Below are 21,333 nucleotides of genomic sequence, written 5' to 3' on the forward strand. Positions count from 1 at the left end.
ATTTACACGGATTTTGACAAAGGTCAGGACAATTTTCCTGACCTATAGAGACGGGGGAGAACGATGGACGACAGATTAACACAAATCATAAAAGGGGCGGCGGCGGGGTTTGGGGCGGTTGCTGGCTACCTGTTTGGAGGGTGGAGCGTCATGATACATTTGCTTTTTATGTTTGTAATTGCGGACTGGCTGACTGGGTGGATAGCTGCATGGATTCGCGGAGAGTTGCGAAGCCGGATAGGTTATCACGGAATAGCAAGAAAGGTCGTCATTTTCTTGATCGTGGTGGTGGCGCATTTCATAGATGTGGCATTGGGCAACTTACACTATTTCCAGGATGCAGTGATCTTTTTCTATTTGGCGAATGAGCTGTTGTCCATTATTGAGAATGTTGGTCGCATGGGTGTACCGATGCCAGATGTACTCAGGAATGCGGTTAAGATTTTTGAGTCACGTTCACAAGTGCCACCTAATCCAAATATGCCAGAGCAAGAAAACAAAGATCAGGGGCAAAAGCCTGCTGTATAAGGGGGAGTTATTTTGCAATCACGTAAAAAAGGTAACGCACGGGGAATCGACGTATCCCGTTATCAAGGAAAGATTGACTGGAAAGCGGTCAAGGCAGATGGTATTTCATTCGCCTTCATTAAAGCAAGTCAGGGGCAACGTTACGTTGATCCTACATTCACCACGAATGCAAAAGGAGCCAGAACAGCGGGGGTATTGCTGGGAGCATACCACTTTGTAGACGCAACCAGCGTTGAGGCAGCCAAAGCAGAAGCACGGCACTTTGCCGAAGTATTGGAACAGGTAGGTGGTGGGAAAACGCTAGACTTGCCGCCTGTAATGGATTATGAAAATAATCCCGGTAACCTGTCCAAAACACTTATTAGTGCTGTAGCTTTGGCCTTCCTGCTTGAGCTGGAGAGACTTACAGGACGCAAGCCCATTATCTATACAGGCAATGCATTCGCAGCTAATTTTAACGCCTCATTGGGCGGTTACCCACTATGGATAGCCCGGTATAGTGATACTCGCGTCCCAAGCGATACAGTGACGTGGAAACGTTGGGATATTTGGCAATATAGCGATAGCGGCAAGGTAGCAGGGATAAAAGGGAACGTGGATATGAATGAGTATGATGGTACGGCGGACGAGCTGCGTGAACGTTTCACAAAGCGCCCTGAGCAGCCGGAGACAGTCACGTCCGGTACGTTCATCGTAAATGGCAAACAGGTAGGGAAGACGCTGCTCTTTAGTGGCAGGACGTATGTTCCGCTGCGTGTGCTTGCTACTGTGTTGGGCTTATCGTGTCATTGGGACACCAGTCTCAAGGTCGCTTATTTAAATGGAGCCAAGCTGCATTTTATCCAACTGGTCGAAGGAGTGGCATACGTGCAGCTCAGACCCGTTGCGGAGGCATACGGCGCTGTAGTGTCCTGGGATTCAAAAAATAAAATCGCATCGTTGAAAACGAAAGGGGATAAATAATCATGCAAACAATTATCGAAACTGTACAGCCTTATGTAAATACCATTGTCACAGCCGCTGCGGGTGTACTTACAGCGTTTGTTTTAGGAGGTCTGAACAAACTCAAGACTAAGGTTAACGTGTGGTTAGAGGCGCGTACAACGGCAGCACAACGTGAGGTAATCCATAAAGTAGCAGGGGAGGCATTCGCACTTGCTCAAACAGCATTTAAAGAAGCTGGGGGAGAACGTAAGCTTCAGGAGGCTTTGCAGTATGCTTCACTTACTCTTTCCAGTCAAGGTATTGTAGTATCCCAAGTAGAGCTAAAATCCGCGATTGAGAAGGCATATCTGGAGTATAAGGCCAAAACAAAAGCGGTACTGGCTACTGAAGCACAGCCAAACGAGGCGGCAGCACAGGTAGCAGCTAAAGAAGCTGTATCGGACCTGGCTGCAAAGCTCAATGATTTCTTGGCACAGGCTACAGCAGAGGTATCGTCAACTCAGGTTCAATCTGCGCCTGAGCCTATTCCTGCAGCAACAGAAGCTACACAAACGCCTGCTACTACTGAATAAACTGTAAGTAAATACCCTGCTGGCTTCGGCTGGCAGGGTATTTAAAAATAAAAGGCAGTTTGCTTGTGCTATTTGAAAAAAAGTACAGTATAATACTGACAGAGGTGATAAAAATGAAAAATCTTCAGAAGTTCTTTAATGATGGTTTTAAAAATCTATTAAAAGAATCATCTGAATTTGAAAAAAAATTTGAATCCACCAATAAATATTTAGAAGAAGAAGAACAGTCCATGAAGGAATGGTCCAAAAATAGACGAATTATTCGAAATAAATCGCAATCGGCGAAACGATAATATCTCCTTTTTTTACGAGGCTAATGTCTCCAATAAGGTTATTAGCTAAATCGCTGAATGTATTAATTGTATTAGCCATCGATTGCGAGTCGGTTTCTTCTGAGGGGGGCGAGACAATATTGTCGTATACTCTTGTGAATTTTCCAAGAACGTTGATCTGTATGTTGCTGTTAGTTCCATATTTGAAGGTGAGTTCTTTGGTTCCCTCTCTGAGGTATTCATCCTTAACCGGACAAAGATAATTACCAATTCGAATGAAAGTTTTAGTAGGAAGTAGAGTTGAAATGAAGTTCATTATTTTCTCAATTTTTTCGAACAGTGTTTTCTGATTTTCCATTTCTTTTTTTGATTCTGTTCTCAAACGATTAATAATCGTTCCCTTTTTAGGATCTGATGTCGCTGCAATTTGAGAAATTGTAGTTTCAAGCTCTTCATTCATTACATGTTGGAAAACAGGCATTATTGTTTCTGAGTTTGAGATGCTCATTAAATAATCCAAGCTCACAATAGAGAATGTCCCTCTTATATTCAGAAACGTGCCGGGTTCGGCTTCATCCCCTTCGTTTTGATTAACCAACAATGAATTTTCAATTAGATAATTCTCGAATTCATGTAGGGCATTATCATGTAACTGTTTAGATATAATCTCTTTTCCTGCGTCTAACTGAGTGAGTGCAGTAGAACCGTTATTCATTCTATTGTTTGTTAAGCGGTACCTGCCTTTTGCAGAAGGCGTTTCGATAAGACCCATAAGTTTCAATTCCCCGCTCGATAACTCTACACTTCCTTCATGGATTTTAGTGCTACTAGTCCCTTTTGTGAGGGTTTTAGACTCAGACTCTTGGTGTTCTGTACTTTTTGACATAGGTAGACCTTCGTTGTGTTGTGCCAAAAATGAATGCAAAAAGCTGGTATCTAAATAGATTAATTCTTTCATATAAATACGCTCCTTAGCAGTTGTTAGATGCAGAATTAACTTTACTCTATATTCCACCAAATTTCACCATATTTTTTGAATGTATTTACATAACCACCTAGAGCGAATATACTGATAACAACACATACGGAAGCACCGTTGTGCAATCCGAAAGCATCGGTGATACCCTGCTGGCATACGCTGGTGGGGTGTTTTTATGTTTTATAGGGGGAGGAATACATATGTTTAGATGGATATTCACCGTACTAATTACAATCCTATTAGCTGGATGCAGCGTACAACAGGAAGTTACAAAGACCACTAAGAGCGACCCTGTATCCGTTCCGGTAACGCAGGTATCTGCCGATACGGTCAAGCTTGAATTTCCGTCAGCCAAGTACCCGGAAACAGCAAAGCACATTAAAGAGGCTATAGCAGCAGGGAAGTCGTCAGTATGCACCATAGATCGCGAAGGAGCCGACCATAATCGCGAGCTCTCCCTAAAGGGTGTGCCCACCAAGAAGGGCAAGGATAGGGATGAGTGGCCTATGGCGATGTGTTCGGAAGGTGGGGAGGGTGCAGACATTAAGTACATAAGTCCAAAGGATAATCGTGGAGCTGGATCGTGGGTAGGTCACAAGTTAGACGACTACGCAGATGGGACAAAAGTTGAATTTATCGTGAAATAGAAAATCCCCGCTAACCTTAATTGGTCGGCGGGGAGTCTTTTTGTCATTGCTCATATGGGATTTACACCAAAAGATTTGGTATGTAATATAAAAGCCCTCCATTAAAGGAAGGCTATAAAAAAATCATAAATTTGTTTGATTATAAATATGAACTAAACAAAGCGATTGCTAAAATAACAAGAATAACCATAAAAAATATTTTATAACCAGGTTGCCCGTGTGTATTTTTTTTCTTCTTAATGTAGTAGACAGCCATATAACTTATTCCCCAAATAATCACTAAAACAGCTAAAATACTGGTCATAGAGTCTCCTTACTGTGTCGTATTACAAAGGTTCAACATCAAACACTGCCGCCCATGAAACAGAAACATAAACTCCGTTACCATTGTTATTAGCGCTCATACGTGCTGCAAACAATGCAAAGTATCCTGCGACTGATCCTGAAATACCTGAAACAGGAGGATACCAAGCCGTTGCCCCTGAAACGAGTGCGCCGCCACCTGCCACAGTATTATAGTAATCTATCGCTTGTTTAGTTTGAGAGTCAGTGAATTTCCGATCATATCCCCACCAATGGTAGGTCCAGGATCCGTATTCTGCATTAAGCGAGATGGTATTGTCCTTTATGCTTAAATCGCTATTAACAGTAATTTTACCTGATTTTGATAACTCATTTAATTCATCAAAATGCTTTTGCAAATCCGATAAATTATACTGGTTATAAATATTTTCAGGAACGTCTTTTAGGGACAATACCCCATCCTTAACTTGTACATAGGGTTTTACTGCCTCAACTGCACTCTTTTGAGTTACACTTGAACTTGAATTTTGTGTGATTTGTTCTGTGGATGATTCAGCAGATGCTGCAATTGGAGCAACTGCTGTAAGAGCCAATACACCTGAAAGAATGATTGCTGTGTTCTTTAACTTCATCCAAAACCGTCCTCTCGAAATGGTATTATTTTGAACTACCAATCCAGTGTACCACAAAATAAGGAATAATTTGTGTATTTTAAATAATTAAATGGAAAATGACACTATAGAACTATTTGTCTTACAGTAGTCGACAGTATTCAAAAAATATAATTTAGTCGAATATCGAATGACAAAAATTTCAAAACTTATTGACAACTGTTAAATTATCGACAACAATAGATTGCAATAATATAAAAGTTTTGGAATTTCTGTGTGGAAGGTGGATATGATATGAAGCATACACCTACGATTAGAGCAGAATTAGACAGATACATACAACAAGAAGGTTTGAGCTTAGCGCAATTCGGACAACTTGCAGGCATGAATAGGGGGATAATAAGTGCTATTGTGACAGGGAATAAGTCTATGTCAATTAACCAGCTTGACCGAATCACTGAGGCAATGGGTTTACCAGAAGGGGAGTTTTACGATCTGTTTATAGAAAACTTTATCATCAACCATCCCCCGAATATGAGGCGAATCGAGCCGTTTTTGTTTCGCTGTGCGGAGTTGGGCAAGTTGGATGCAATCCGTCGAGTAGTGGGAGCCATCATGGATAATCTACTGTATTCGCCCAAGCTATTTGAAATTGCAGAAGAATTATTGTCGCAGGGGAAAAATGCGGCTGCATTGATACTCTATGAGGGAGTAGCTGAAACAGAGAGATATCAACATTCTGAACGCTTGGCAGTCTGCCAATATCGTATATTCACGATTCAAGTTGGAGACGATCAAACCCAAAATCTCCACGCTGCTGCGATACTTGAAGCTTTTGTTGAGCGCCTTGATGAAATAGACCAACTTGACGCATTGAAGGACTTAGCGAATTTGTATCGTTCATTGAATAAGTGGAACAAGGTCGATGAAATGGCAAGAAAAATGAGAGAAAAAGCGGAAATCCAATATACAATTAAACATCAACAGAAGAAACGAGAGTGTGACGAACTTGCTAAGAAGTTAAGTCGTCCCTTGTTTGTGTACATCACATATGCCGATTTACTATGTGCAAGTGTCTGCGAAGCCCAAGGCGATTATCGACAAGCTCTAGAATATACTTATGCCTACACTGATTTAGATTGGGTATTGGAGACAGACGAAGATACTTTATATTGGCTAAATCTTTATAAGGATTGGGCGCAATGTAATAGTTACATTTATAAACTTTTGTCCGGTGATACAAGTGTGCTTCCAGATTATGTTGAATACATTGCCAAATCAAAAGTAGATAAAGAAATGGTAACTAAGATATTGAACGTACTGCTTGCAGCTAACCAGTATCAACTAGATATAGACGATATACTTAGACGTTTTGAAACTATAATTAATTCGTTTACTCAGAAGGTGCAGCCATCATCCGACATGTATACTAGTCAAGTTATACCAGAACAATATGCACGATTTGGATACGAGTTAGCTTATTATTATTTATATAGAGGATCATACGGTGATGGCTTTAAACATTTGATGTATGCAATGGTACAGTCACATATAATAAATAACGAAACTTATTTTATAAACTGCATGGGGCTATTCGTGAAGTTTAGAACACATGCAGTTCCTGAGTTCAAAGAAGAGTTTTTAAATCTTATTGAAAAGGTGTGGTTAAACAATGTTGAGAAAAATGGTTCTTCTGATCGTCGCAGCTAGTTTTTTATTTATTGTGAGTGGGCCTAATCATGCTTATGACCAGCACCCTATTCAGCTTAATGCTACCGTTGGAGGTTCCTAAGCTTAGAAAAACAAAAAAATACCCGCTAACCTTAATTGGTTGGCGGGATTTTTGTTGAACAATCTGAGGAAACAGTGTGTTTAACGAATCTAAGGACAGTGTCTTGAATAGTACCCCTTTCAAAACCTCTCCTTATTTACTTATGATTCCCAAAACTGAAGAATTAATGTGTAGTTAAAAAGAAATTTGATATGTGACCTTTTTTGTCGTTGAAGGAATTACCACACATACGGCAGAATAACTATCTGAGGTGATCTGCTTGAACCATACATATAAAGTGTTAAAGTCAGATATAGAACTATTTGCAGCTGCATTAAGCCAGGTAAGAGTATATGTTGTTCAGTTGTTGGGCGATGATTTGATAACTGTTATAGATTATGGGGGATCCATAGAAAAGTTTTCACCCGATATGATTAAGATTGCCGGAGTGTATTATATGCGGAATCAGTTTGAATTTAGAGTAGATGTGAAAAAGGACTCCAACGGTTTTAGCCGATAGAGTCCTTTTCTTTTTTATGTGAATCGAATGTATATGAATCCACTTAGTAATTTCTGTATATTAATTAGAATTGTCTTGCACTTATATTGAGGTCCATTTGGGAACCGTCCTGGGTGTAAATGTATACACTATATGAGTTTTTACTTTGAGAATAAATTTGCAAGGTCTTTTGACTACCAGGTGAAACCGAAGTGTCTATAGAGGTGCTAGAACCTGCTTTCTTAATCTCTACATAAACTGTTGAACTTCCATTATTTTTAACGAACACATTGGCGTCTTCTCCATTCTCAGGGATCATGGTGAAGGTTTTCTCAAATGCTCCTTTTCCAGTGTGATGTATCGGATTAATCAATTGAACATCAAAAGGAGTAATAACATGCCCGTCCTGATTCTCAGTATTCTCAACCACTTTAATGAAACCATTATCAGTCTGATTGGCTGAAATTGAATCCTGCGCAAAAGCAGCAGGGCTTAGTGACAGAAGCAATGATGCGGCGATACCAAAACTCATTAATTTTTTCAAATTAAATCCCTTCTTTCTATAATTTAACTACAAAAATAATTATATATAATCTGTATATCTGTGTACATAGTCACTAAGTACCATAAAATTTAGTTGTTATGAGAATTGAGTAAAGGCAGTCTTATTTGCGATATGTAATAGAAAGCTCTGCTAACCTTAATTGGTCGGCAGAGCTTTTTAAGCTTATGTTGATTTTGTATCTTTTGATTCTACTTTCTTATACTCCGCCTCATCTCGTTCCAACTGTTCATGCAATGCCTCTATTTTTCTCCATATAGCCAGTTCTTCGGGAACGAAACCACGATTATATTTTAAGCGCTCCTTCATATCGTCTCGCAATATGAGCATTTCCCAAGGTGTTAGTTCTAAATTATAGGGTCCCATTACTGCACCTTCCTATTTAAACAATTTTCCAATTAGTTTGAATATATCAAACGTTGACCGATTGTACACCTTATTGTATGCCGCCTTACGTGGGTTTCTTAGCCATCCCCAATCCCGTGGCATCTTGAGTCCTGAACGGTGTACAATCTGCCGCTTGAGACTGGTACGAGCTGCTATACGCTTGTTTAGGCTGGGCTTACGCGGACCGTATTTCATTATCGTTTCTCCAAAGGATCAATTCCCAGACTGCGTTTCAATCCTTCTTGTAGCACTTGAGAGAAATTAAGGTGTTGCCGTTCCGCTTGATCATTAAGCCATTTCGGGACAGTCAATGTCTTTTTAACGGCCTTACTTTCCATGGCTTCCCGAACTACAGGCATGTAGACCTGAACGTCACACGCAGCCTCTGTTTCTTCCCGTTGTGCCAAAATAACATCAAGCGGGGAAGGATCAGGAATAGGATCGTTGTCTTGTTCCAAAACATACATAAACCCCTCCAGCAGTTCACGAGCTGCAGCATGCGCTTCTTCCGCTGTATCTCCAGACGTAAAACAGCCATGAAGATCGGGGAAGCGAACGGAAATACCTTCATCCGCATAATCGAACAAAGCCCAAAAACGATATACATCTTTTTTACTCATTATAATTAACCTCCTTTGGGGAGGACTGTTCAGCCCTTAATCCCCGCTGTTTTTAGGATACTTGTTTGTGTCTTCGGAGGAAAGCTTTTCTTAGGATGCGGCACCGTAACCTTACCGATTTTTGTCGGATGCTTGAAGTAATGGTGACTGCCATGTACTCCTATTATGTACCATCCGTCCTCTTCTAACAGTTTGATTAATTCTCTCGAACTGTATGATTTCAAGTGATTAACCTCCTTACACTAATCATTATACACGTATTATTAGTACGTGTCAACGTATTAAATGCACGTATACAGAAAATGAGCATAAAAAAGGAGCAGGAGGGTTTAACCATCTGCCCCGTTTCTACTTTTTTTACTTTAAATTAGCTATTGCGTATTTTGCTTCTTCCTTAGTGAATTTTTCCCCGTGTTCTGAAATCAATTGATCGTAAATAGCCGGATTTGACATATTCATAGTTTCTGCATATGATTGTGCCTTTTTCAATGCGTTTCCTTTCCAATCAAACACAATGTTTTCAATAGCATATCGAGCGGCTTTTTTATCGAAATGCTCACCGTATTCAGAAGTCAATTGATCGTAAATGCCTGCTTTCGACATGTTCATAGTTTCTGCGTATTCCATCGCTTTTTTCAATGCGGCTTTGTGTTCCCTAGGGACACTTTCCTCTTTTGCCTCGGTTTTAACTTTAGGTTCTTCTTTCTTTTCCACATTTGCTGTAGTTGACACTGCTTTAGTATCTGTTGTTTTAGAATCGGTTGTCGCAGTCTTCGCTGGGTCATTGTTCTTTGAACCAAGGGCACCTATGACTAATACAACGATAATAACCCAAAACCACCACTTCTTATAAAACGGCTTCTTCAAAACGTTTTCCCCCTAATTAACCAATATTATTATAAAAATAGTATATATGACCTAGGAATATTTTTCTAGTACAAAAGTTTTATAGATGGCAAATAAAATACCTTGTTAGGAACAAATGTTCGTAATATAATCATTACATAACACATCAGGAGGCTACATACATGTCTAAAAAATTAGAAGGTAACGGTTTTTGGGAAAGCAGCCGGATTATCATACCAGAACATAAAGAAGCTTATTTGAAGCTCATGAAGGACCGTCAGCGGCGCGGTAAACCGGAATTGGATGACCAAGAGGTACAATTGATTGAGCAGGCTCTAATAGAGTCTTACAATACACGTACAGCCGTGACAGTGACCGTATTTAGCCCGTTTGATGATACGGACATGACTGGTGTAGTTACGTCGATTAACACCGCGCGTAGAGAAGTAAAACTGTTTCGTGGTGAGGATGATTTTAGTTGGATTAAACTAGAGGATATTATATTCGCAGGCTGAAAATAATTACCTCACATAATACATAAATACTTCCATTTAACATGGTAATTGGATTGCCTCTAACAAGTAACAAATATAGAATTAAAACATATTTGTTACCAATTATGTGAAGGGGTTATGTGTTATGTGGGAGCCTATTAGGTTCTTGCTTTTTTCTACAATGGAGTCTTTTGCGGCCTTTTCGCTAATGCTCTCTGTTTTCCGCTTGAAGGCGACTGATTATGCTTGGCAAGCGATTGTTGTCATGGTAATAATGAGTGCTCAAAGTTACGTCTTAAGGGAAGAGTTAGCTTTATCTGTTGTTGTGCCGATAATTAGTATACTGCTGTACATCTTCCTTATAACTACTGTAGTGAAAGTCCCAATTTTGTGGTCTAGCATTATAACAATAACTGGGTTTTCGATTTATGGTGTTATCCAGTCATTAATCTTAAAAGGTATCTTTCATGACGTGCCAACTATACAGTTTCAAGGGTCCGCTCAAGGCGCTCTATTACAAGCTATTACAAGTGCCACAGTTCTTCTTTTATCATGGATGCTTTACAAGTTTGGAATCGGATTTATGGCGGATTTCGAAAAGCTCAGATTCAAATGGGAACATTTTATTGTTAGCGTTTTAATCATCTTTTCTCTAATTGCAGTCACGATAATGTTGTACTACAACGATGTGTGGCTAAATATCGTATTTTTTGCTTTAGCTTCTGGTATGTTCCTTTATTACGCTTTCAAAAAGGAGGAAGAAATTTGATTGAAGCTTTATCGAATAAGATAGCTATTCACATAAAAAGTGTAGTGCCAGATCACCCAGCTTCAGTTCCAGTATTGAAGCATGCACTGGCTATCACTTTGAATGTGATCTTTATTACTGGATTATCGATTCTTATTTCTTTAATCACAGGCAGGGTAAAAGAGGTAGTTACCATCATGGCGGCATTTGCATTCCTACGCCAAATGACTGGAGGGGTGCACCTAAAAAGCGGTATGAGTTGCGTAGCTGTTTCGACATTATTGTTTACAGCGTTATCGTTCATATCCTTGGATCATAAGTGGACAATGATTGCAACGATAATAAGTATGCTGTTAATTCTAATATTTGCGCCTGCGGGAATCGAAAACCAAACACGTATACCCAAGCGATATTTTCCTCTGCTAAAGGTAGCGGCACTTGTAACATTAGGCTTGAATTTATGGTTTGCTCTACCGTATGTAGCCATAAGCTTTTTCGCTCAAACGTTGTTATTAATTAATGGAGGGAGGTGGAAAACATCATGAAAAACATTTACAACACAATTGCAACGGCCCTGTCTGCAATCGCAGTAATGTCTGTCAGTGTTGCCAGTCTTATTTATGTCTATAATCCTGAACCGCCGAAAGAATTACTTAAGTAAAGTTGGTGAAGAAATGCTTACAGTTTCAAAAGATGTCGATGGCAAATGTGGTAAGGTGGATCTTCCTATACAGGATATTTTGTATATGTCCTATGACAGGTGGAAAGAAAGGGTCATCATACACACATTTCGTGGGGTATTTTATCTAGTGGGTACACTAAAGTTCTGGGAAACGCTTCTTAATAGTAGTGGATGTAACTTTCTTAATGTAGATAGAAGTAATAGCATCAACATGGAGAAAGTTGTACTAATGAATAGTGTCTTCAGAGTGGCCTATTTTTCACATGACATAAGTAAGGATTCTCCTAAATGTCAGATAGCAATACGGCGATATGAAGAAGTAGCTCAGACACTTAATCTTTTTAATCCCAATATTGTGTTTGCTACCTGAACCGCCACAATGCGGTTCTTTTTTTTGTCGATACAACGAGGAAAAATGTCGAATTATAGGACGAATTCATCCCGACGAATTTTTGTTGCCAAGCCCCTAATATTGGGATTTAATATAAAAGAGGGATATGTCTTTCTCAAGATAGTTGAAGTTAGTCATATGGTTGTAACTACATATAAAATCAATTAGAGGAGGGGAGAGAATAACAATTAATTTGACTCTTAGGCAAATTTAACGGCGACGGGAGGGCCTAAGCCACCGCCGCTTGCCGTTAATCGTCTATCCACTCATGCAGTTCTTCCATGGTGCACCCAAATTTTTGTGCTGCGCGAGCTGCTAAAGGGTAGGAAAAAAATCTATCCCCATCAATTATTCTTGTTATAAAGGATGGGGATACGCCTAAGTAGTTGGCGAGGTCAATCCGCTTCATCTTGTGTTCTTTAAGAAGACGCGGCAAACGGCTTCTCCCTGGACGGAGAGCCATGTTACACCTCATTGATAATGATTCACAGTGAGTATACAGGAAAAAAGGTTGCCAGTAAATAAATACATCGGGAGAGTGGTTTGATGACTGAACTTGGTGAAAGAAGAATTGAAGCGATTATGGAGACATGTGAACGTAGTGAAGATTTATTACACAAGAGACTTGCGGTTATCTTAAACGATCTACACGATGACTATAATGTAAGTGTTGAAATTATTGAAGAGATTGAGAACTTGTACATTGTAAAAGGGGATATTTATTGCAGAACAGGTTACCGACAGGGATTCAAGGATGCTTCAAGAAAAAGAAGGGATGTTAACACGTTAACCGAATGTTAACGCAATGTAGTATTTTCGGTTCTTATTAGTTCATAAATAGCACAGTATAAACCCTTTGTATTCATATGTTTTCATATATAACACAAGTGAAAGCGGAATGGGCGGCATGATGTAATAAGGGCCTCAAAACCCTGTAATCCCGCTATTTAAAGGGCTCCCGAGAGGGAGCCCTTTTCTATACCATTGCTACACCATGAGTGCTCATGTAGCTTGCAGCGGAGTTTCTGTAATTCGGCAGTTTACATCAATCATTTGCTCTAATAGCTTCTATACATATTGTGGTGTAGTATATATGCAAATTATCCAAAGGGGGAAGTTGTGTGGAGCTTCAAACTATATTAGCTTTTCTGGGAGCAGCAATTGTTCTCACCATTATGCCGGGTCCCGACAACGTGTTCACTCTGACACAGAGCATAGCAAAAGGTAGGAATGCAGGGATATTTACTACTTTAGGCCTTTGCACGGGATTGTTGGTTCATATTTTTGCAGCAACCTTCGGCCTCGCAGCAATAATTTATCAATCTTCCTTGGCATTTGCAGTAATCAAATACGCTGGAGCAGCTTATCTATTATTTTTGGCGTATAAGTCATTTAGAGCAAAAGATACGAGTTTGAACTTAAGAGTGGAGATACCTTGAATTACAAATCATTGTATAAAAAAGGTGTCATCATGAATGTGTTGAATCCCAAAATATCACTTTTTTTCTTGGCTTTTCTTCCTCAGTTCGTAAACCAGGAAAGCGGTAATGTTTCTATTCAAATGCTAGTTCTTGGAGTGGTATTTTTAATACAAACTTTAGTGCTTTTTATTTTGATAAGTATTTTTGCTGGGAAAGTAGGCTCCTTTCTACGGAGAAATCCATCCTTTTCTAAAAAAATCAACTATATTCAAGGCTCGTTATTTACACTTATCGGATTGAAAATCGCATTTACCCAAAAATAATAGAAGGTAGCACTTTTTAAACCAACCATTAAGGACTAGCTATTGTGCTAGTCCTTTTTTTGTTGGAAAAGCATACAACACACGCCGAGAATAGGTGGGCGGTCACAGAGGTTTAAGATCATGACCAACGAGTTGGAGCATACGGACAGACCTATGCCTATCTTTTCCTAGATGAAGTCAACAGCCCAATCTTTTTGGTTAATTGCACAATAAGCTAATTTGACTAGACTTTGGAGGTGACCATTAATTATGTTTAGACATTATTGTTGGCAAAAGAAAATGCATCGGAGAAAATTTAGAAGATGTTCAGTTAAAAAATTCAAAGTTTTGCCGAAGGTCATTGTTAAAGGAATTCAAGGGCCTCAAGGACCTCAAGGGCCTCAAGGACCTCAAGGACCGCAGGGACCCCAGGGACTGCCAGGTCCACAGGGAGTTCCAGGTGCTCAAGGTCAGCAAGGGCTACAAGGTTTCCAAGGAATTCCTGGCCCTGCAGGGCCAGTAGGAGCAACGGGACCGGCAGGACCAGCAGGACCGGCAGGACCGGCAGGAGCAATAGGGCCAGCAGGACCAGCAGGAGCAACGGGGCCAGCAGGGCCTGCAGGCGTCGGGATATCAGACTTCTTAAGTGTTTTCAGAGCAGATCCTGGTACGGGGACTGACACAGTTCCGGGTAACTCACCCATTACCTTTACTGGGGTTTTAGCGAATGTTGGAGGTGCATTTACTTTCACTCCTCCATCTCCAACGATAACAATTAACGAGACGGGGAGCTACTTCATCTCATTTTCTATCCACAACCAAGGTAATGCGGACTTCAATCTCACTGTTAACGGAACTCCTATAACACCCTTACCTTTCTCAGGTAATGGTGGGGGACCTATCGCAGCTGAGGTTATAATAACCGTTACAACAGTTCCAACTACAATACAACTGGTAAATGCCAATGCAACTCCTGCTCAGTTGCACAATAATATTAATACAACTATGACAATATTAAAGTTGACGCCTTAATATTGTTGCTTAGTAGTAGCTTATTCAGTAAAAGGTTTAAGGTTTATGTCTTTTATCCGGTCAGTTTGTCTAATTATTCAGAGACCTGAGATATGGAAATACCTAGAGAGAGAATCCCTGAACGGGACAAAGCCAGACAGATGTGGTTGGAGAGCAGCGGGGCGATGCGACTTAAGGACATCGCCGCTGCTCTTTCTGTTCCTGAAAAGTCTGGTTCGCCAAGGGAAGTCTATGAACCGCTGGTAGGATACTTTGATTATTTTCTGTTTTCAAAAAAACATTATTTACAAAAAAATCTTATTTTCAGAAGATTCTTAAAATCGTACGAGTGGCGCATTAGCTTCAAAAGGATGAATGTTAGGTATTGAAATATAGCTGATAACGCGTTAGTATTGTGTATCTGAAATTTCATCTGGAGGCACATTATGAATGATATATTGGCATTTACGATACTGCTCATCTTTATTGTCATGTCACCAGGGATTGATTTTGCATTAATAACGAAAAGAACTCTCACTGATGGCAAGAAGGATGGTTTCAAAATTGCATTAGGTTTAACTAGCGGAGCTCTCGTTCATACATTGGCAGCCGCATTGGGGCTTTCTTTAATATTAATGAAGTCGGCTGTAGCATTTGAGGTAGTCAAATATGCAGGGGCAGTTTACTTGATATATATGGGACTGTCTTCCTTTGTAAAAAAAGGAAAGAGTAATTTGGTTCAAGAGAAGCAAGAGAATTCTAGAAAATCAGCGTTTACACAAGGATTGGTTTCCAATGCACTCAATCCGAAGGTTGCTATTTTTTTTCTCACGTTCTTACCGCAATTTGTTCTACCGGGCTATAATCCCAGTTTGCAGTTTTTACTGATGGGCTCTCTTTATGCTCTACTTTCGATTATATGGTTTACTACAATCGTATTATTGTTAAGTTACATAAGAAGATGGTTAATGTCACCTAAAGTTCAAAATATGATCGATAAGGTCACGGGACTCGTGCTGATTGGTTTTGGTTTAAATATGATCTTCAAAGTTCAAAAAACAGGATCATAAATAAAGGAACGGGCTATGGAAGCTCGTTCTTTTTTGTTAGGGGAGACGACCAGAAAGAGATACCGAGCGGCATAAGGCAAAACAGATGTGGCTGGAGAGCTACGGGCATATGAAGCTAAAGGACATCGCCGCTAGTTGAGGGTTAGACACCTTAAGTGAAAGCGTTGACATAAATTTCAAGCCTCTATATACTTAGCTTAGTTAATTGAAAATGAATAGCACTGGGATTGTTACTGTTACGCAGGCAAAACCTAAGGAACCAAATGCTAAGATCCAAGGATCTTATGTATTTTGTTATCTTAGGTTTTTTTGTTTATAGAGACAGGAAGATTAAATATGGCGGTTTTGGCAACCTATTGAAGCCGTTTCTTCTATTATGATGTTCACATCTGAGAGGAGCGACAAACTTGGAATACAAATATGAGCTAGTTCAGGCAGACAATCATTTTCCATTAAAAATTATAGTTCATTCCTCCAATGAACCAGCATACATACCTAGGCATTGGCACGACAGCATCGAAATATCTTATGTACTCTCAGGGAGAATTGACAATATCTATATAGATGGCATGAATTATAGCTCCAGAGAAGGAGATATTGTGCTCATTAATTCGAATGCTATTCATTCCTTTTCTGTGGCTAAGGGCCAAGGTAGACAGGCTATAACCGTTCAGATTCCTTCAGGATTTATTCGAGAAAACATAAAGGATAGTAATCCCATTTTATTTGATTGTATATCCATTTTCGAAACCAACGAGCAGAGATTTGAGGAGCTGCGTGATCTGTTAAACACATTATTTGTGGCTTACCTCAACCAGCACAATGACCCTTTAGTACATATTCACTTAACGTCCCTATCTTATAGATTGGTGTACCTTTTATTAATGCATTTTAAGATTGACAACGAATCGCTCCCTGGCTTTAACACGAATAAATATTTGGAGAGGCTGACATTGATAACTGATTATATCAAAGAAAATTACGATCAGAGCCTATCCCTGGATTCCATCGCTCAGGTTTTTGGATTGTCTCCCGAATATTTGTCCCGTTTTTTTGTAAAGCATGTAGGGTTGACGCTCTTTCAATATATCAACGCCATCCGTCTGGAGAAATCTTTCCGTGTTCTTATGAATACAGACCATTCTATTATACAAATTGCGCTGGAACACGGATTTCCGAACGAGAAGTCTTTTGCCAGGGTATTTAAAAAGGTTTATCACGTGACGCCTCATCAATATCGTAAAAAGCACAAGAGGCTTTCTGAAGCAAGGAGTCAGTAATTGACCTGAATTAGGCTAATAAAAGGCAGGATGCAAATAAAAAAATCGTTAAAATTAATAATGTAAGCGGTTTATTAATGGATCTAGGAGGTAAGACATCATGTTTAAACAGTTTAAAAAGGTTGCTAAAACATCTATGTTATTCACTTTAGCTGTCAGTACGACCTTTGCTTTCAGCTCCGGTGCATGGGCCAAGGATGCCAAGGTACAGCCCACCTCATACCGGACGGTTGCGGAGGTGAAGGATTGGGGAGCAGCCATTACGAAGATCATTGTTAACCTGGGTAAGCCGGTACCCAAAGATGCGATAACAAACGATACATTTAAGGTACATGTGGAAAGAAGCGACAATAGGTTGGTAAATTCCTTTATTGAAAAAGGTAACAGGAAGGTCACCAAGGCCTATGTATCGGACAAAAGCGGCAACCCTGTAAAGAAAACCGGAAGCTACGTTGTGCTGGAAATGGAAATCGGTCCGTCCTTAACATTGGGTTCCGCTATTCATTATGATGCAGGTTCCGGGTTTAACGGATGGAATGATAACAATTATACGATCACGCAGCAAAAGGCTATTAAAACCCAATCAGGAACAATTTCCGGATTGAAGATCGATACTTCCTCAGGTGAAATCCGGAAGCTTGTTGATCAGTTTACAACTGGCAAAGCTGCATTTGATGGGGTTACTTTAACTTACGCCGACTATGCACCAGCAAAAGACAAAGTGAAGAACCCTTTGGTGATCTGGCTGCACGGTATGGGAGAGGGAGGTACAGATCCGACGATTCCAATTTCGGGAAATAAGGCAGCGAATTTTGCTTCTAAGGATATTCAATCTTATTTTGGCGGGGCTTATGTGCTGGCACCTCAGACCCCAACCTATTGGATGGATGGTTTTACAGGCTTTGGAGACGGAACTTCGAAGTATGAGCAAGCATTGATGTCCTTAATTAAGGAGTACGTGGCCAAGAACAAAGACATTGATACAGATCGAATCTATATTGGCGGAGACTCCAACGGTGGATACATGACTATGCTGCTGATCCGTGATTATAAAGACTATTTTGCAGCAGCTGTGGTAGCGTGTGAAGCTCTGAAGGATAGCCTTATCACCGATGAACAAATTAATGACATGAAGGACCTGCCGATCTGGTTTGTCGCCGCCAAAACCGACACCGTAGTTCCACCCAACGATTACATGATTCCGACCTATGACCGTTTGGTGAATGCGGGAGCAAAGGATGTCCATATGTCGTTGTTTGATAATGTAGTGGATACTTCTGGTTTGTACAAAAAGAGCGACAAAACACCGTATGAATATAATGGTCACTGGTCCTGGATTTACGTATATAACAATGAAGTATCAAAGCTGATTAACGGAAAGAAAACAACAATGATGCAATGGCTGGCCTCCAAAACATTGAACTGAGAGGGCAGGTACAGCTTTGGAAAGCTGTTGAGGATAAGAACATGGGATTCTTGTATACCTCATATACAAGAATCTCATCCCTAGGCTACACAGTGGATAACCCTGTTATTCGAAGCTGTATTTAATTCCCCATTGCTCTCGTATCTGACTCATGATATCCATAACGTCGAGGGAGAGCGGTAGGGTATTCCGGTTACTTTTTCCGGAAATATGGCTCTCTATCTCTTCAATCTCATACTGCAGGGCTTTAGCACTATCTCCTATTTCAATCAGTTCTACAGTTCCGTCCAAATATTGAACAGTAGCGCTGGAGGCCCGAGGGAAATTATCCACGGTGATATATCCTAATTCCCCAGCCACAATGCCCCGCTTGGGCATTTTAGATCTCATCGCCAGAGAGATGACGGCCATTTCCTCTACATTGTTGTTCAGAATGATTCCAGATTGTTCATCGACACCTGTCTCAAAGCGTTTGACAGTCGATAGAATTTCTTGCGGCTGCTCCGAAAGAAAATAACGGGCAAATGATAGGGCATATGTTCCAATATCCAGCAGCGCCCCTCCCGCCAGATCCTTACTGAAAAAGCGGTTATTCACATCGTACTCTTTATGACTGCCGAAAGAGACTTGAATCATTTTCAAACGGCCGATGGCCCCGTCGTCCAGAAGCTGCCGTAGCTTTTTATAAAGTGGCATGTGGTAGATTGTCATCGCTTCAGCCACTACTAATTGTTTTTCTTCGGCAAGACGAGCAATCTCGCGTAACTGTGCGCTGTTTATCGTGATGGACTTTTCGCAGAGGACATGCTTTCCCATCGAAAGGCTGTCTATCACGTATTGGTAATGGTGGCTGTGCGGTGTGGCGATGTAGACCGCATCCAGCTCAGGGTCCTGCAGCATTTCGCTGTGTCCGCCGTAAGCCTTCAAGGCACCGTGTCGGCTGGCAAATTCCTCAGCTTTCTCTAGTGTGCGTGAGGATACTGCATACAGTGTTCCGCCAAGCTCATTTAGGGCGACTGCGAATTCTGCAGCGATCGATCCTAGTCCGATAATACCCCACTTCAAATGATCCATGGTTAAGCCCCCGTTCTTATTTTGGTGTGTCTATTTTTGGGACATAAATCGGACTCCATGCTCGCTCCCAACGAGCACTCCTGTCACTTCCTCCGTGAACAATGATGTCTCGATTACTCCGCTAATCTTTTTTAGGCTGCTCTGAATCTTCTCGATATCTATCCTTTCCCGAAAATAAACATCCATTAATAAATGCCCGTAATCGCTAATGGTATACCCATCTTTAGTTGGACTGCTGCGGACCATTCCGTTGCCGCCCAGGCTGGTAACCGATTTTTGGACATAAGATAGCGCATCCTCAAGAATCTCAAGTACGACAGGATGACTAAAGGTCAGTTCCTTTACCACCTTGCTCTCATCAACCAGTAATATGTAGTGCTCCGCCATCGTTGCGACCAGTTTTTCCCTGGTATGAATGCCGCCGCCGCTCTTCAGCGCCCGTAGCTGTTCATCGACCTCATCGCAGCCGTCAAAAGCAACGGAAATCTGCTCCACAGACCATAACGGAAGCAGCGGAAGACCATGCTGGATACAAAGGGCGGCTGTAGCACCGGAAGGGGTTATTACCTTAACGCGCCGACCAGATTCTTTAATCTGCCTGATTAAATAGGAGATGGTGCTTCCACCTCCCAGTCCAATGACTGTATCATCTCGGATATAAGTTAGAGCTTCTTTGGCACATTTGTTTTTTATCGTATCCGTGCTCAAAGTAATCATCTCCCCGTCATTATTTGATCCTCTGCACATTTGTGCGTTATAATAAAATATGTGCAAAATGATCGCCTACAGTATATCGACGGTTTTTTTATCTGTCAAATGCAATATGCGCAAAGGGAGGGCGAGATGATGAATTTGCAGGAAGACCGAAAACTTTTAATTAAGGTTGCCCAAATGTATTATGAGCAGGATATGACGCAGAGCGAAATTTCTAAAGTGCTGGGCATTTACCGGACGACTATCAGCCGGATGTTGAAGCGGGTACGAGAAGAGGGGATTGTGAGTATTACAATTAATTATGGGACAGCCGACCAGCTTCCACTGGAGCAGAAGCTATGCGAATGTTTTGGACTTCAGGAAGCTATTGTTGTTATGACCGATCCAGCTCAGCCAAGCCATCTTAAGCGTAAAGCCATAGGCCGGGCTTGCTCAGATTGGCTACAGCATAAGGTTCAGTCTAAGGATGTTATCGGTTTTTCTTGGGGAAGCAGTCTAGCAAGTGTAGTGGATGAATTCTCCACCGACAACCGCCCTTTTGTAACGTTCATTCCCATGGTCGGCGGGCCCTCAGGAAAACTAGAGAGCCGCTACCATGTGAACACTATTTGTTATCAAGCAGCGTTTAAGTGGAACGCCCGTTCATTAATGATTGATGCACCGGCGATTACAGAGCAGAGGGAAACCAGAGAGCAATTGATAAATTCCCCTTACTTCAAGACAATCTCTGATTATTGGGATAAGTTGGATATTGCGTTATTTGGCATTGGCTCAGCCAAATTGCAGGGGCACGAGAAGTGGAGAGGATTTTATGGCGATGCATTTATTACAGAATTGGAAGATGGGCGGGCGGCCGGAGATATTTGCTCGCGTTTCTTTGACGAAAGCGGTACTTCGATCAAAACAAGTTTGGAAGATAGGACCCTTACCATTTCGCTGGAGCAAATCAAAAAGGCGAAGCTTTCTGTCGGTATAGCAGAATCATTAGAAAAGGTTCCAGGAATCCTGGGTGCATTGAATGGGGGTTACATGAATGTGCTCATCACAACGGAAGAAACAGCATTAAAACTGCTGGAACAAGCTACTGAAAACAAATCCCCATGACATGATATGAACGATTATTTGCGTACACATGATAACATGGGGCTAGTTTCTGATCCATCATCTTAGGTCACAAG

General features: G+C 40.9%; 29 protein-coding genes and 2 pseudogenes. 20 read left to right on the forward strand and 11 right to left on the reverse strand.

The genetic code is table 11. The features are described from left to right. The first annotated feature begins 63 nt into the window (after window positions 1-63). The 3 genes from G9G57_RS07610 to G9G57_RS07620 are packed head-to-tail and all read left to right on the forward strand — an operon-like array spanning window position 64 to window position 2,045. Window positions 64-528, forward strand: coding sequence for a phage holin family protein (locus tag G9G57_RS07610; protein WP_164964775.1), 465 nt, complete (start codon window positions 64-66; stop codon window positions 526-528). Window positions 529-540: 12 nt separating this feature from the next. Continuing rightward, complete coding sequence (locus G9G57_RS07615; protein ID WP_164964776.1) at window positions 541-1,491, forward strand: GH25 family lysozyme; 951 nt, start codon at window positions 541-543, stop codon at window positions 1,489-1,491. A gap of 2 nt (window positions 1,492-1,493) precedes the next feature. Beyond that, complete coding sequence (locus G9G57_RS07620; protein WP_164964777.1) at window positions 1,494-2,045, forward strand: phage holin, LLH family; 552 nt, start codon at window positions 1,494-1,496, stop codon at window positions 2,043-2,045. A 258-nt stretch (window positions 2,046-2,303) separates the two neighbouring features. Here G9G57_RS07620 and G9G57_RS07625 read toward each other — a convergent pair whose 3' ends face one another. Next, window positions 2,304-3,275, reverse strand: a complete 972-nt coding sequence (locus G9G57_RS07625; RefSeq protein ID WP_164964778.1) for a DUF6414 family protein — start codon at window positions 3,273-3,275, stop codon at window positions 2,304-2,306. 221 nt (window positions 3,276-3,496) lie between these two features. Between G9G57_RS07625 and G9G57_RS07630 the strand changes: the two genes are divergently transcribed. Continuing rightward, on the forward strand, window positions 3,497-3,943 hold the full coding sequence (locus G9G57_RS07630) for a NucA/NucB deoxyribonuclease domain-containing protein (protein WP_164964779.1): 447 nt from the start codon (window positions 3,497-3,499) through the stop codon (window positions 3,941-3,943). A 326-nt stretch (window positions 3,944-4,269) separates the two neighbouring features. Here the strand turns inward: G9G57_RS07630 and G9G57_RS07635 are convergent, their stop codons facing one another. After that, window positions 4,270-4,878 (reverse strand): hypothetical protein, encoded by a 609-nt coding sequence (locus G9G57_RS07635; RefSeq protein ID WP_164964780.1) that lies wholly within the window; start codon window positions 4,876-4,878, stop codon window positions 4,270-4,272. Window positions 4,879-5,151: 273 nt separating this feature from the next. Between G9G57_RS07635 and G9G57_RS07640 the strand changes: the two genes are divergently transcribed. Further along, the gene (locus G9G57_RS07640) at window positions 5,152-6,567 is read left to right on the forward strand and encodes a helix-turn-helix domain-containing protein (protein WP_164964781.1); all 1,416 of its coding nucleotides are present in this window, start codon (window positions 5,152-5,154) and stop codon (window positions 6,565-6,567) included. A 341-nt stretch (window positions 6,568-6,908) separates the two neighbouring features. Next, on the forward strand, window positions 6,909-7,148 hold the full coding sequence (locus G9G57_RS25815; RefSeq protein WP_238799272.1) for a hypothetical protein: 240 nt from the start codon (window positions 6,909-6,911) through the stop codon (window positions 7,146-7,148). 64 nt (window positions 7,149-7,212) lie between these two features. On the opposite strand, the gene G9G57_RS07645 is transcribed toward G9G57_RS25815, so the two are convergent. The 6 genes from G9G57_RS07645 to G9G57_RS07670 form a co-directional block, all read right to left on the reverse strand. Beyond that, complete coding sequence (locus G9G57_RS07645) at window positions 7,213-7,671, reverse strand: hypothetical protein (RefSeq protein ID WP_164964782.1); 459 nt, start codon at window positions 7,669-7,671, stop codon at window positions 7,213-7,215. A gap of 183 nt (window positions 7,672-7,854) precedes the next feature. Continuing rightward, window positions 7,855-8,055, reverse strand: a complete 201-nt coding sequence (locus tag G9G57_RS07650; RefSeq protein ID WP_164964783.1) for a hypothetical protein — start codon at window positions 8,053-8,055, stop codon at window positions 7,855-7,857. Window positions 8,056-8,067: 12 nt separating this feature from the next. After that, complete coding sequence (locus G9G57_RS07655) at window positions 8,068-8,271, reverse strand: hypothetical protein (protein WP_164964784.1); 204 nt, start codon at window positions 8,269-8,271, stop codon at window positions 8,068-8,070. Beyond that, complete coding sequence (locus G9G57_RS07660; RefSeq protein ID WP_164964785.1) at window positions 8,271-8,696, reverse strand: type II toxin-antitoxin system HicB family antitoxin; 426 nt, start codon at window positions 8,694-8,696, stop codon at window positions 8,271-8,273. Before G9G57_RS07660 ends, G9G57_RS07655 begins: the two co-directional genes overlap by 1 nt. A 29-nt stretch (window positions 8,697-8,725) precedes the next feature. Continuing rightward, a complete protein-coding gene (locus G9G57_RS07665; RefSeq protein WP_164964786.1) occupies window positions 8,726-8,920 on the reverse strand; it encodes a type II toxin-antitoxin system HicA family toxin in 195 nt (64 codons plus the stop codon). A gap of 133 nt (window positions 8,921-9,053) precedes the next feature. After that, window positions 9,054-9,563, reverse strand: coding sequence for an Ltp family lipoprotein (locus G9G57_RS07670; RefSeq protein ID WP_164964787.1), 510 nt, complete (start codon window positions 9,561-9,563; stop codon window positions 9,054-9,056). A gap of 161 nt (window positions 9,564-9,724) precedes the next feature. Between G9G57_RS07670 and G9G57_RS07675 the strand changes: the two genes are divergently transcribed. The 5 genes from G9G57_RS07675 to G9G57_RS26375 all read left to right on the forward strand — a co-directional run bounded on the left by G9G57_RS07675 (window position 9,725) and on the right by G9G57_RS26375 (window position 11,836). Then, entirely contained in the window at window positions 9,725-10,057 is a 333-nt protein-coding gene (locus tag G9G57_RS07675; protein WP_164964788.1) for a YolD-like family protein, read from the forward strand. Window positions 10,058-10,181: 124 nt separating this feature from the next. After that, the gene (locus G9G57_RS07680; RefSeq protein WP_164964789.1) at window positions 10,182-10,805 is read left to right on the forward strand and encodes a hypothetical protein; all 624 of its coding nucleotides are present in this window, start codon (window positions 10,182-10,184) and stop codon (window positions 10,803-10,805) included. Further along, entirely contained in the window at window positions 10,802-11,329 is a 528-nt protein-coding gene (locus G9G57_RS07685) for an accessory gene regulator ArgB-like protein (protein WP_164964790.1), read from the forward strand. Before G9G57_RS07680 ends, G9G57_RS07685 begins: the two co-directional genes overlap by 4 nt. Beyond that, window positions 11,326-11,445, forward strand: a complete 120-nt coding sequence (locus G9G57_RS07690) for a cyclic lactone autoinducer peptide (protein WP_330707789.1) — start codon at window positions 11,326-11,328, stop codon at window positions 11,443-11,445. The genes G9G57_RS07685 and G9G57_RS07690 overlap by 4 nt, the downstream gene beginning before the upstream one ends. A gap of 13 nt (window positions 11,446-11,458) precedes the next feature. After that, window positions 11,459-11,836: a LytTR family transcriptional regulator DNA-binding domain-containing protein gene (locus tag G9G57_RS26375; RefSeq protein ID WP_164964791.1), complete on the forward strand. Its 378-nt coding sequence runs from the start codon at window positions 11,459-11,461 to the stop codon at window positions 11,834-11,836. A 271-nt stretch (window positions 11,837-12,107) separates the two neighbouring features. Here G9G57_RS26375 and G9G57_RS26380 read toward each other — a convergent pair whose 3' ends face one another. Next, window positions 12,108-12,332, reverse strand: a complete 225-nt coding sequence (locus tag G9G57_RS26380) for a helix-turn-helix domain-containing protein (protein ID WP_414004470.1) — start codon at window positions 12,330-12,332, stop codon at window positions 12,108-12,110. A 71-nt stretch (window positions 12,333-12,403) separates the two neighbouring features. Here G9G57_RS26380 and G9G57_RS07705 point away from each other — a divergent pair, with 71 nt between their 5' ends. The 8 genes and pseudogenes from G9G57_RS07705 to G9G57_RS07740 all read left to right on the forward strand — a co-directional run bounded on the left by G9G57_RS07705 (window position 12,404) and on the right by G9G57_RS07740 (window position 18,367). After that, complete coding sequence (locus G9G57_RS07705; RefSeq protein WP_185156678.1) at window positions 12,404-12,658, forward strand: oxidoreductase; 255 nt, start codon at window positions 12,404-12,406, stop codon at window positions 12,656-12,658. A gap of 320 nt (window positions 12,659-12,978) precedes the next feature. Next, window positions 12,979-13,601 (forward strand): annotated as a pseudogene (locus G9G57_RS07710) (LysE family translocator). Window positions 13,602-13,850: 249 nt separating this feature from the next. After that, window positions 13,851-14,612, forward strand: a complete 762-nt coding sequence (locus tag G9G57_RS07715; protein WP_164964793.1) for a collagen-like protein — start codon at window positions 13,851-13,853, stop codon at window positions 14,610-14,612. Between the two features lie 140 nt (window positions 14,613-14,752). Continuing rightward, window positions 14,753-14,980 (forward strand): hypothetical protein, encoded by a 228-nt coding sequence (locus G9G57_RS25820; protein ID WP_231124968.1) that lies wholly within the window; start codon window positions 14,753-14,755, stop codon window positions 14,978-14,980. 57 nt (window positions 14,981-15,037) lie between these two features. Continuing rightward, a complete protein-coding gene (locus G9G57_RS07725; RefSeq protein ID WP_031463095.1) occupies window positions 15,038-15,661 on the forward strand; it encodes a LysE family translocator in 624 nt (207 codons plus the stop codon). 64 nt (window positions 15,662-15,725) lie between these two features. Continuing rightward, a pseudogene (locus tag G9G57_RS07730) lies at window positions 15,726-15,800 on the forward strand (phage terminase small subunit-related protein); the annotation flags it as partial. A 268-nt stretch (window positions 15,801-16,068) separates the two neighbouring features. After that, on the forward strand, window positions 16,069-16,941 hold the full coding sequence (locus tag G9G57_RS07735) for an AraC family transcriptional regulator (RefSeq protein WP_151255751.1): 873 nt from the start codon (window positions 16,069-16,071) through the stop codon (window positions 16,939-16,941). Between the two features lie 100 nt (window positions 16,942-17,041). Beyond that, on the forward strand, window positions 17,042-18,367 hold the full coding sequence (locus tag G9G57_RS07740; RefSeq protein WP_164964794.1) for a prolyl oligopeptidase family serine peptidase: 1,326 nt from the start codon (window positions 17,042-17,044) through the stop codon (window positions 18,365-18,367). A 105-nt stretch (window positions 18,368-18,472) separates the two neighbouring features. On the opposite strand, the gene G9G57_RS07745 is transcribed toward G9G57_RS07740, so the two are convergent. Continuing rightward, window positions 18,473-19,441 (reverse strand): Gfo/Idh/MocA family protein, encoded by a 969-nt coding sequence (locus G9G57_RS07745; RefSeq protein WP_164964795.1) that lies wholly within the window; start codon window positions 19,439-19,441, stop codon window positions 18,473-18,475. A 30-nt stretch (window positions 19,442-19,471) separates the two neighbouring features. Then, window positions 19,472-20,149, reverse strand: a complete 678-nt coding sequence (gene rpiA, locus G9G57_RS07750) for a ribose 5-phosphate isomerase A (protein ID WP_164964796.1) — start codon at window positions 20,147-20,149, stop codon at window positions 19,472-19,474. Window positions 20,150-20,284: 135 nt separating this feature from the next. On the opposite strand from rpiA, the gene G9G57_RS07755 reads away from it, so the two are divergent. Continuing rightward, the gene (locus tag G9G57_RS07755) at window positions 20,285-21,259 is read left to right on the forward strand and encodes a sugar-binding transcriptional regulator (RefSeq protein WP_238799273.1); all 975 of its coding nucleotides are present in this window, start codon (window positions 20,285-20,287) and stop codon (window positions 21,257-21,259) included. Window positions 21,260-21,333: the final 74 nt, after the last annotated feature.

Source organism: Paenibacillus sp. EKM211P (assembly GCF_011066175.1).
GTDB lineage: Bacteria > Bacillota > Bacilli > Paenibacillales > Paenibacillaceae > Paenibacillus > Paenibacillus polymyxa.

Coding starts and splice junctions, on each gene's coding strand:
- G9G57_RS07745 (WP_164964795.1), bottom strand. CDS start 19,441: ATGGATCATTTGAAGTGGGGTATTATCGGACTAGGATCGATCGCTGCA.
- G9G57_RS07640 (WP_164964781.1), top strand. CDS start 5,152: ATGAAGCATACACCTACGATTAGAGCAGAATTAGACAGATACATACAA.
- G9G57_RS07660 (WP_164964785.1), bottom strand. CDS start 8,696: ATGAGTAAAAAAGATGTATATCGTTTTTGGGCTTTGTTCGATTATGCG.
- G9G57_RS26380 (WP_414004470.1), bottom strand. CDS start 12,332: ATGAGGTGTAACATGGCTCTCCGTCCAGGGAGAAGCCGTTTGCCGCGT.
- G9G57_RS25820 (WP_231124968.1), top strand. CDS start 14,753: ATGTGGTTGGAGAGCAGCGGGGCGATGCGACTTAAGGACATCGCCGCT.
- G9G57_RS07610 (WP_164964775.1), top strand. CDS start 64: ATGGACGACAGATTAACACAAATCATAAAAGGGGCGGCGGCGGGGTTT.
- G9G57_RS07705 (WP_185156678.1), top strand. CDS start 12,404: ATGACTGAACTTGGTGAAAGAAGAATTGAAGCGATTATGGAGACATGT.
- G9G57_RS07715 (WP_164964793.1), top strand. CDS start 13,851: ATGTTTAGACATTATTGTTGGCAAAAGAAAATGCATCGGAGAAAATTT.
- G9G57_RS07625 (WP_164964778.1), bottom strand. CDS start 3,275: ATGAAAGAATTAATCTATTTAGATACCAGCTTTTTGCATTCATTTTTG.
- G9G57_RS07680 (WP_164964789.1), top strand. CDS start 10,182: ATGTGGGAGCCTATTAGGTTCTTGCTTTTTTCTACAATGGAGTCTTTT.
- G9G57_RS07635 (WP_164964780.1), bottom strand. CDS start 4,878: ATGAAGTTAAAGAACACAGCAATCATTCTTTCAGGTGTATTGGCTCTT.
- G9G57_RS07675 (WP_164964788.1), top strand. CDS start 9,725: ATGTCTAAAAAATTAGAAGGTAACGGTTTTTGGGAAAGCAGCCGGATT.
- G9G57_RS07690 (WP_330707789.1), top strand. CDS start 11,326: ATGAAAAACATTTACAACACAATTGCAACGGCCCTGTCTGCAATCGCA.
- G9G57_RS07630 (WP_164964779.1), top strand. CDS start 3,497: ATGTTTAGATGGATATTCACCGTACTAATTACAATCCTATTAGCTGGA.
- G9G57_RS07655 (WP_164964784.1), bottom strand. CDS start 8,271: ATGAAATACGGTCCGCGTAAGCCCAGCCTAAACAAGCGTATAGCAGCT.
- G9G57_RS07725 (WP_031463095.1), top strand. CDS start 15,038: ATGAATGATATATTGGCATTTACGATACTGCTCATCTTTATTGTCATG.
- G9G57_RS07740 (WP_164964794.1), top strand. CDS start 17,042: ATGTTTAAACAGTTTAAAAAGGTTGCTAAAACATCTATGTTATTCACT.
- G9G57_RS26375 (WP_164964791.1), top strand. CDS start 11,459: ATGCTTACAGTTTCAAAAGATGTCGATGGCAAATGTGGTAAGGTGGAT.
- G9G57_RS07620 (WP_164964777.1), top strand. CDS start 1,494: ATGCAAACAATTATCGAAACTGTACAGCCTTATGTAAATACCATTGTC.
- G9G57_RS07650 (WP_164964783.1), bottom strand. CDS start 8,055: ATGGGACCCTATAATTTAGAACTAACACCTTGGGAAATGCTCATATTG.
- G9G57_RS07755 (WP_238799273.1), top strand. CDS start 20,285: ATGATGAATTTGCAGGAAGACCGAAAACTTTTAATTAAGGTTGCCCAA.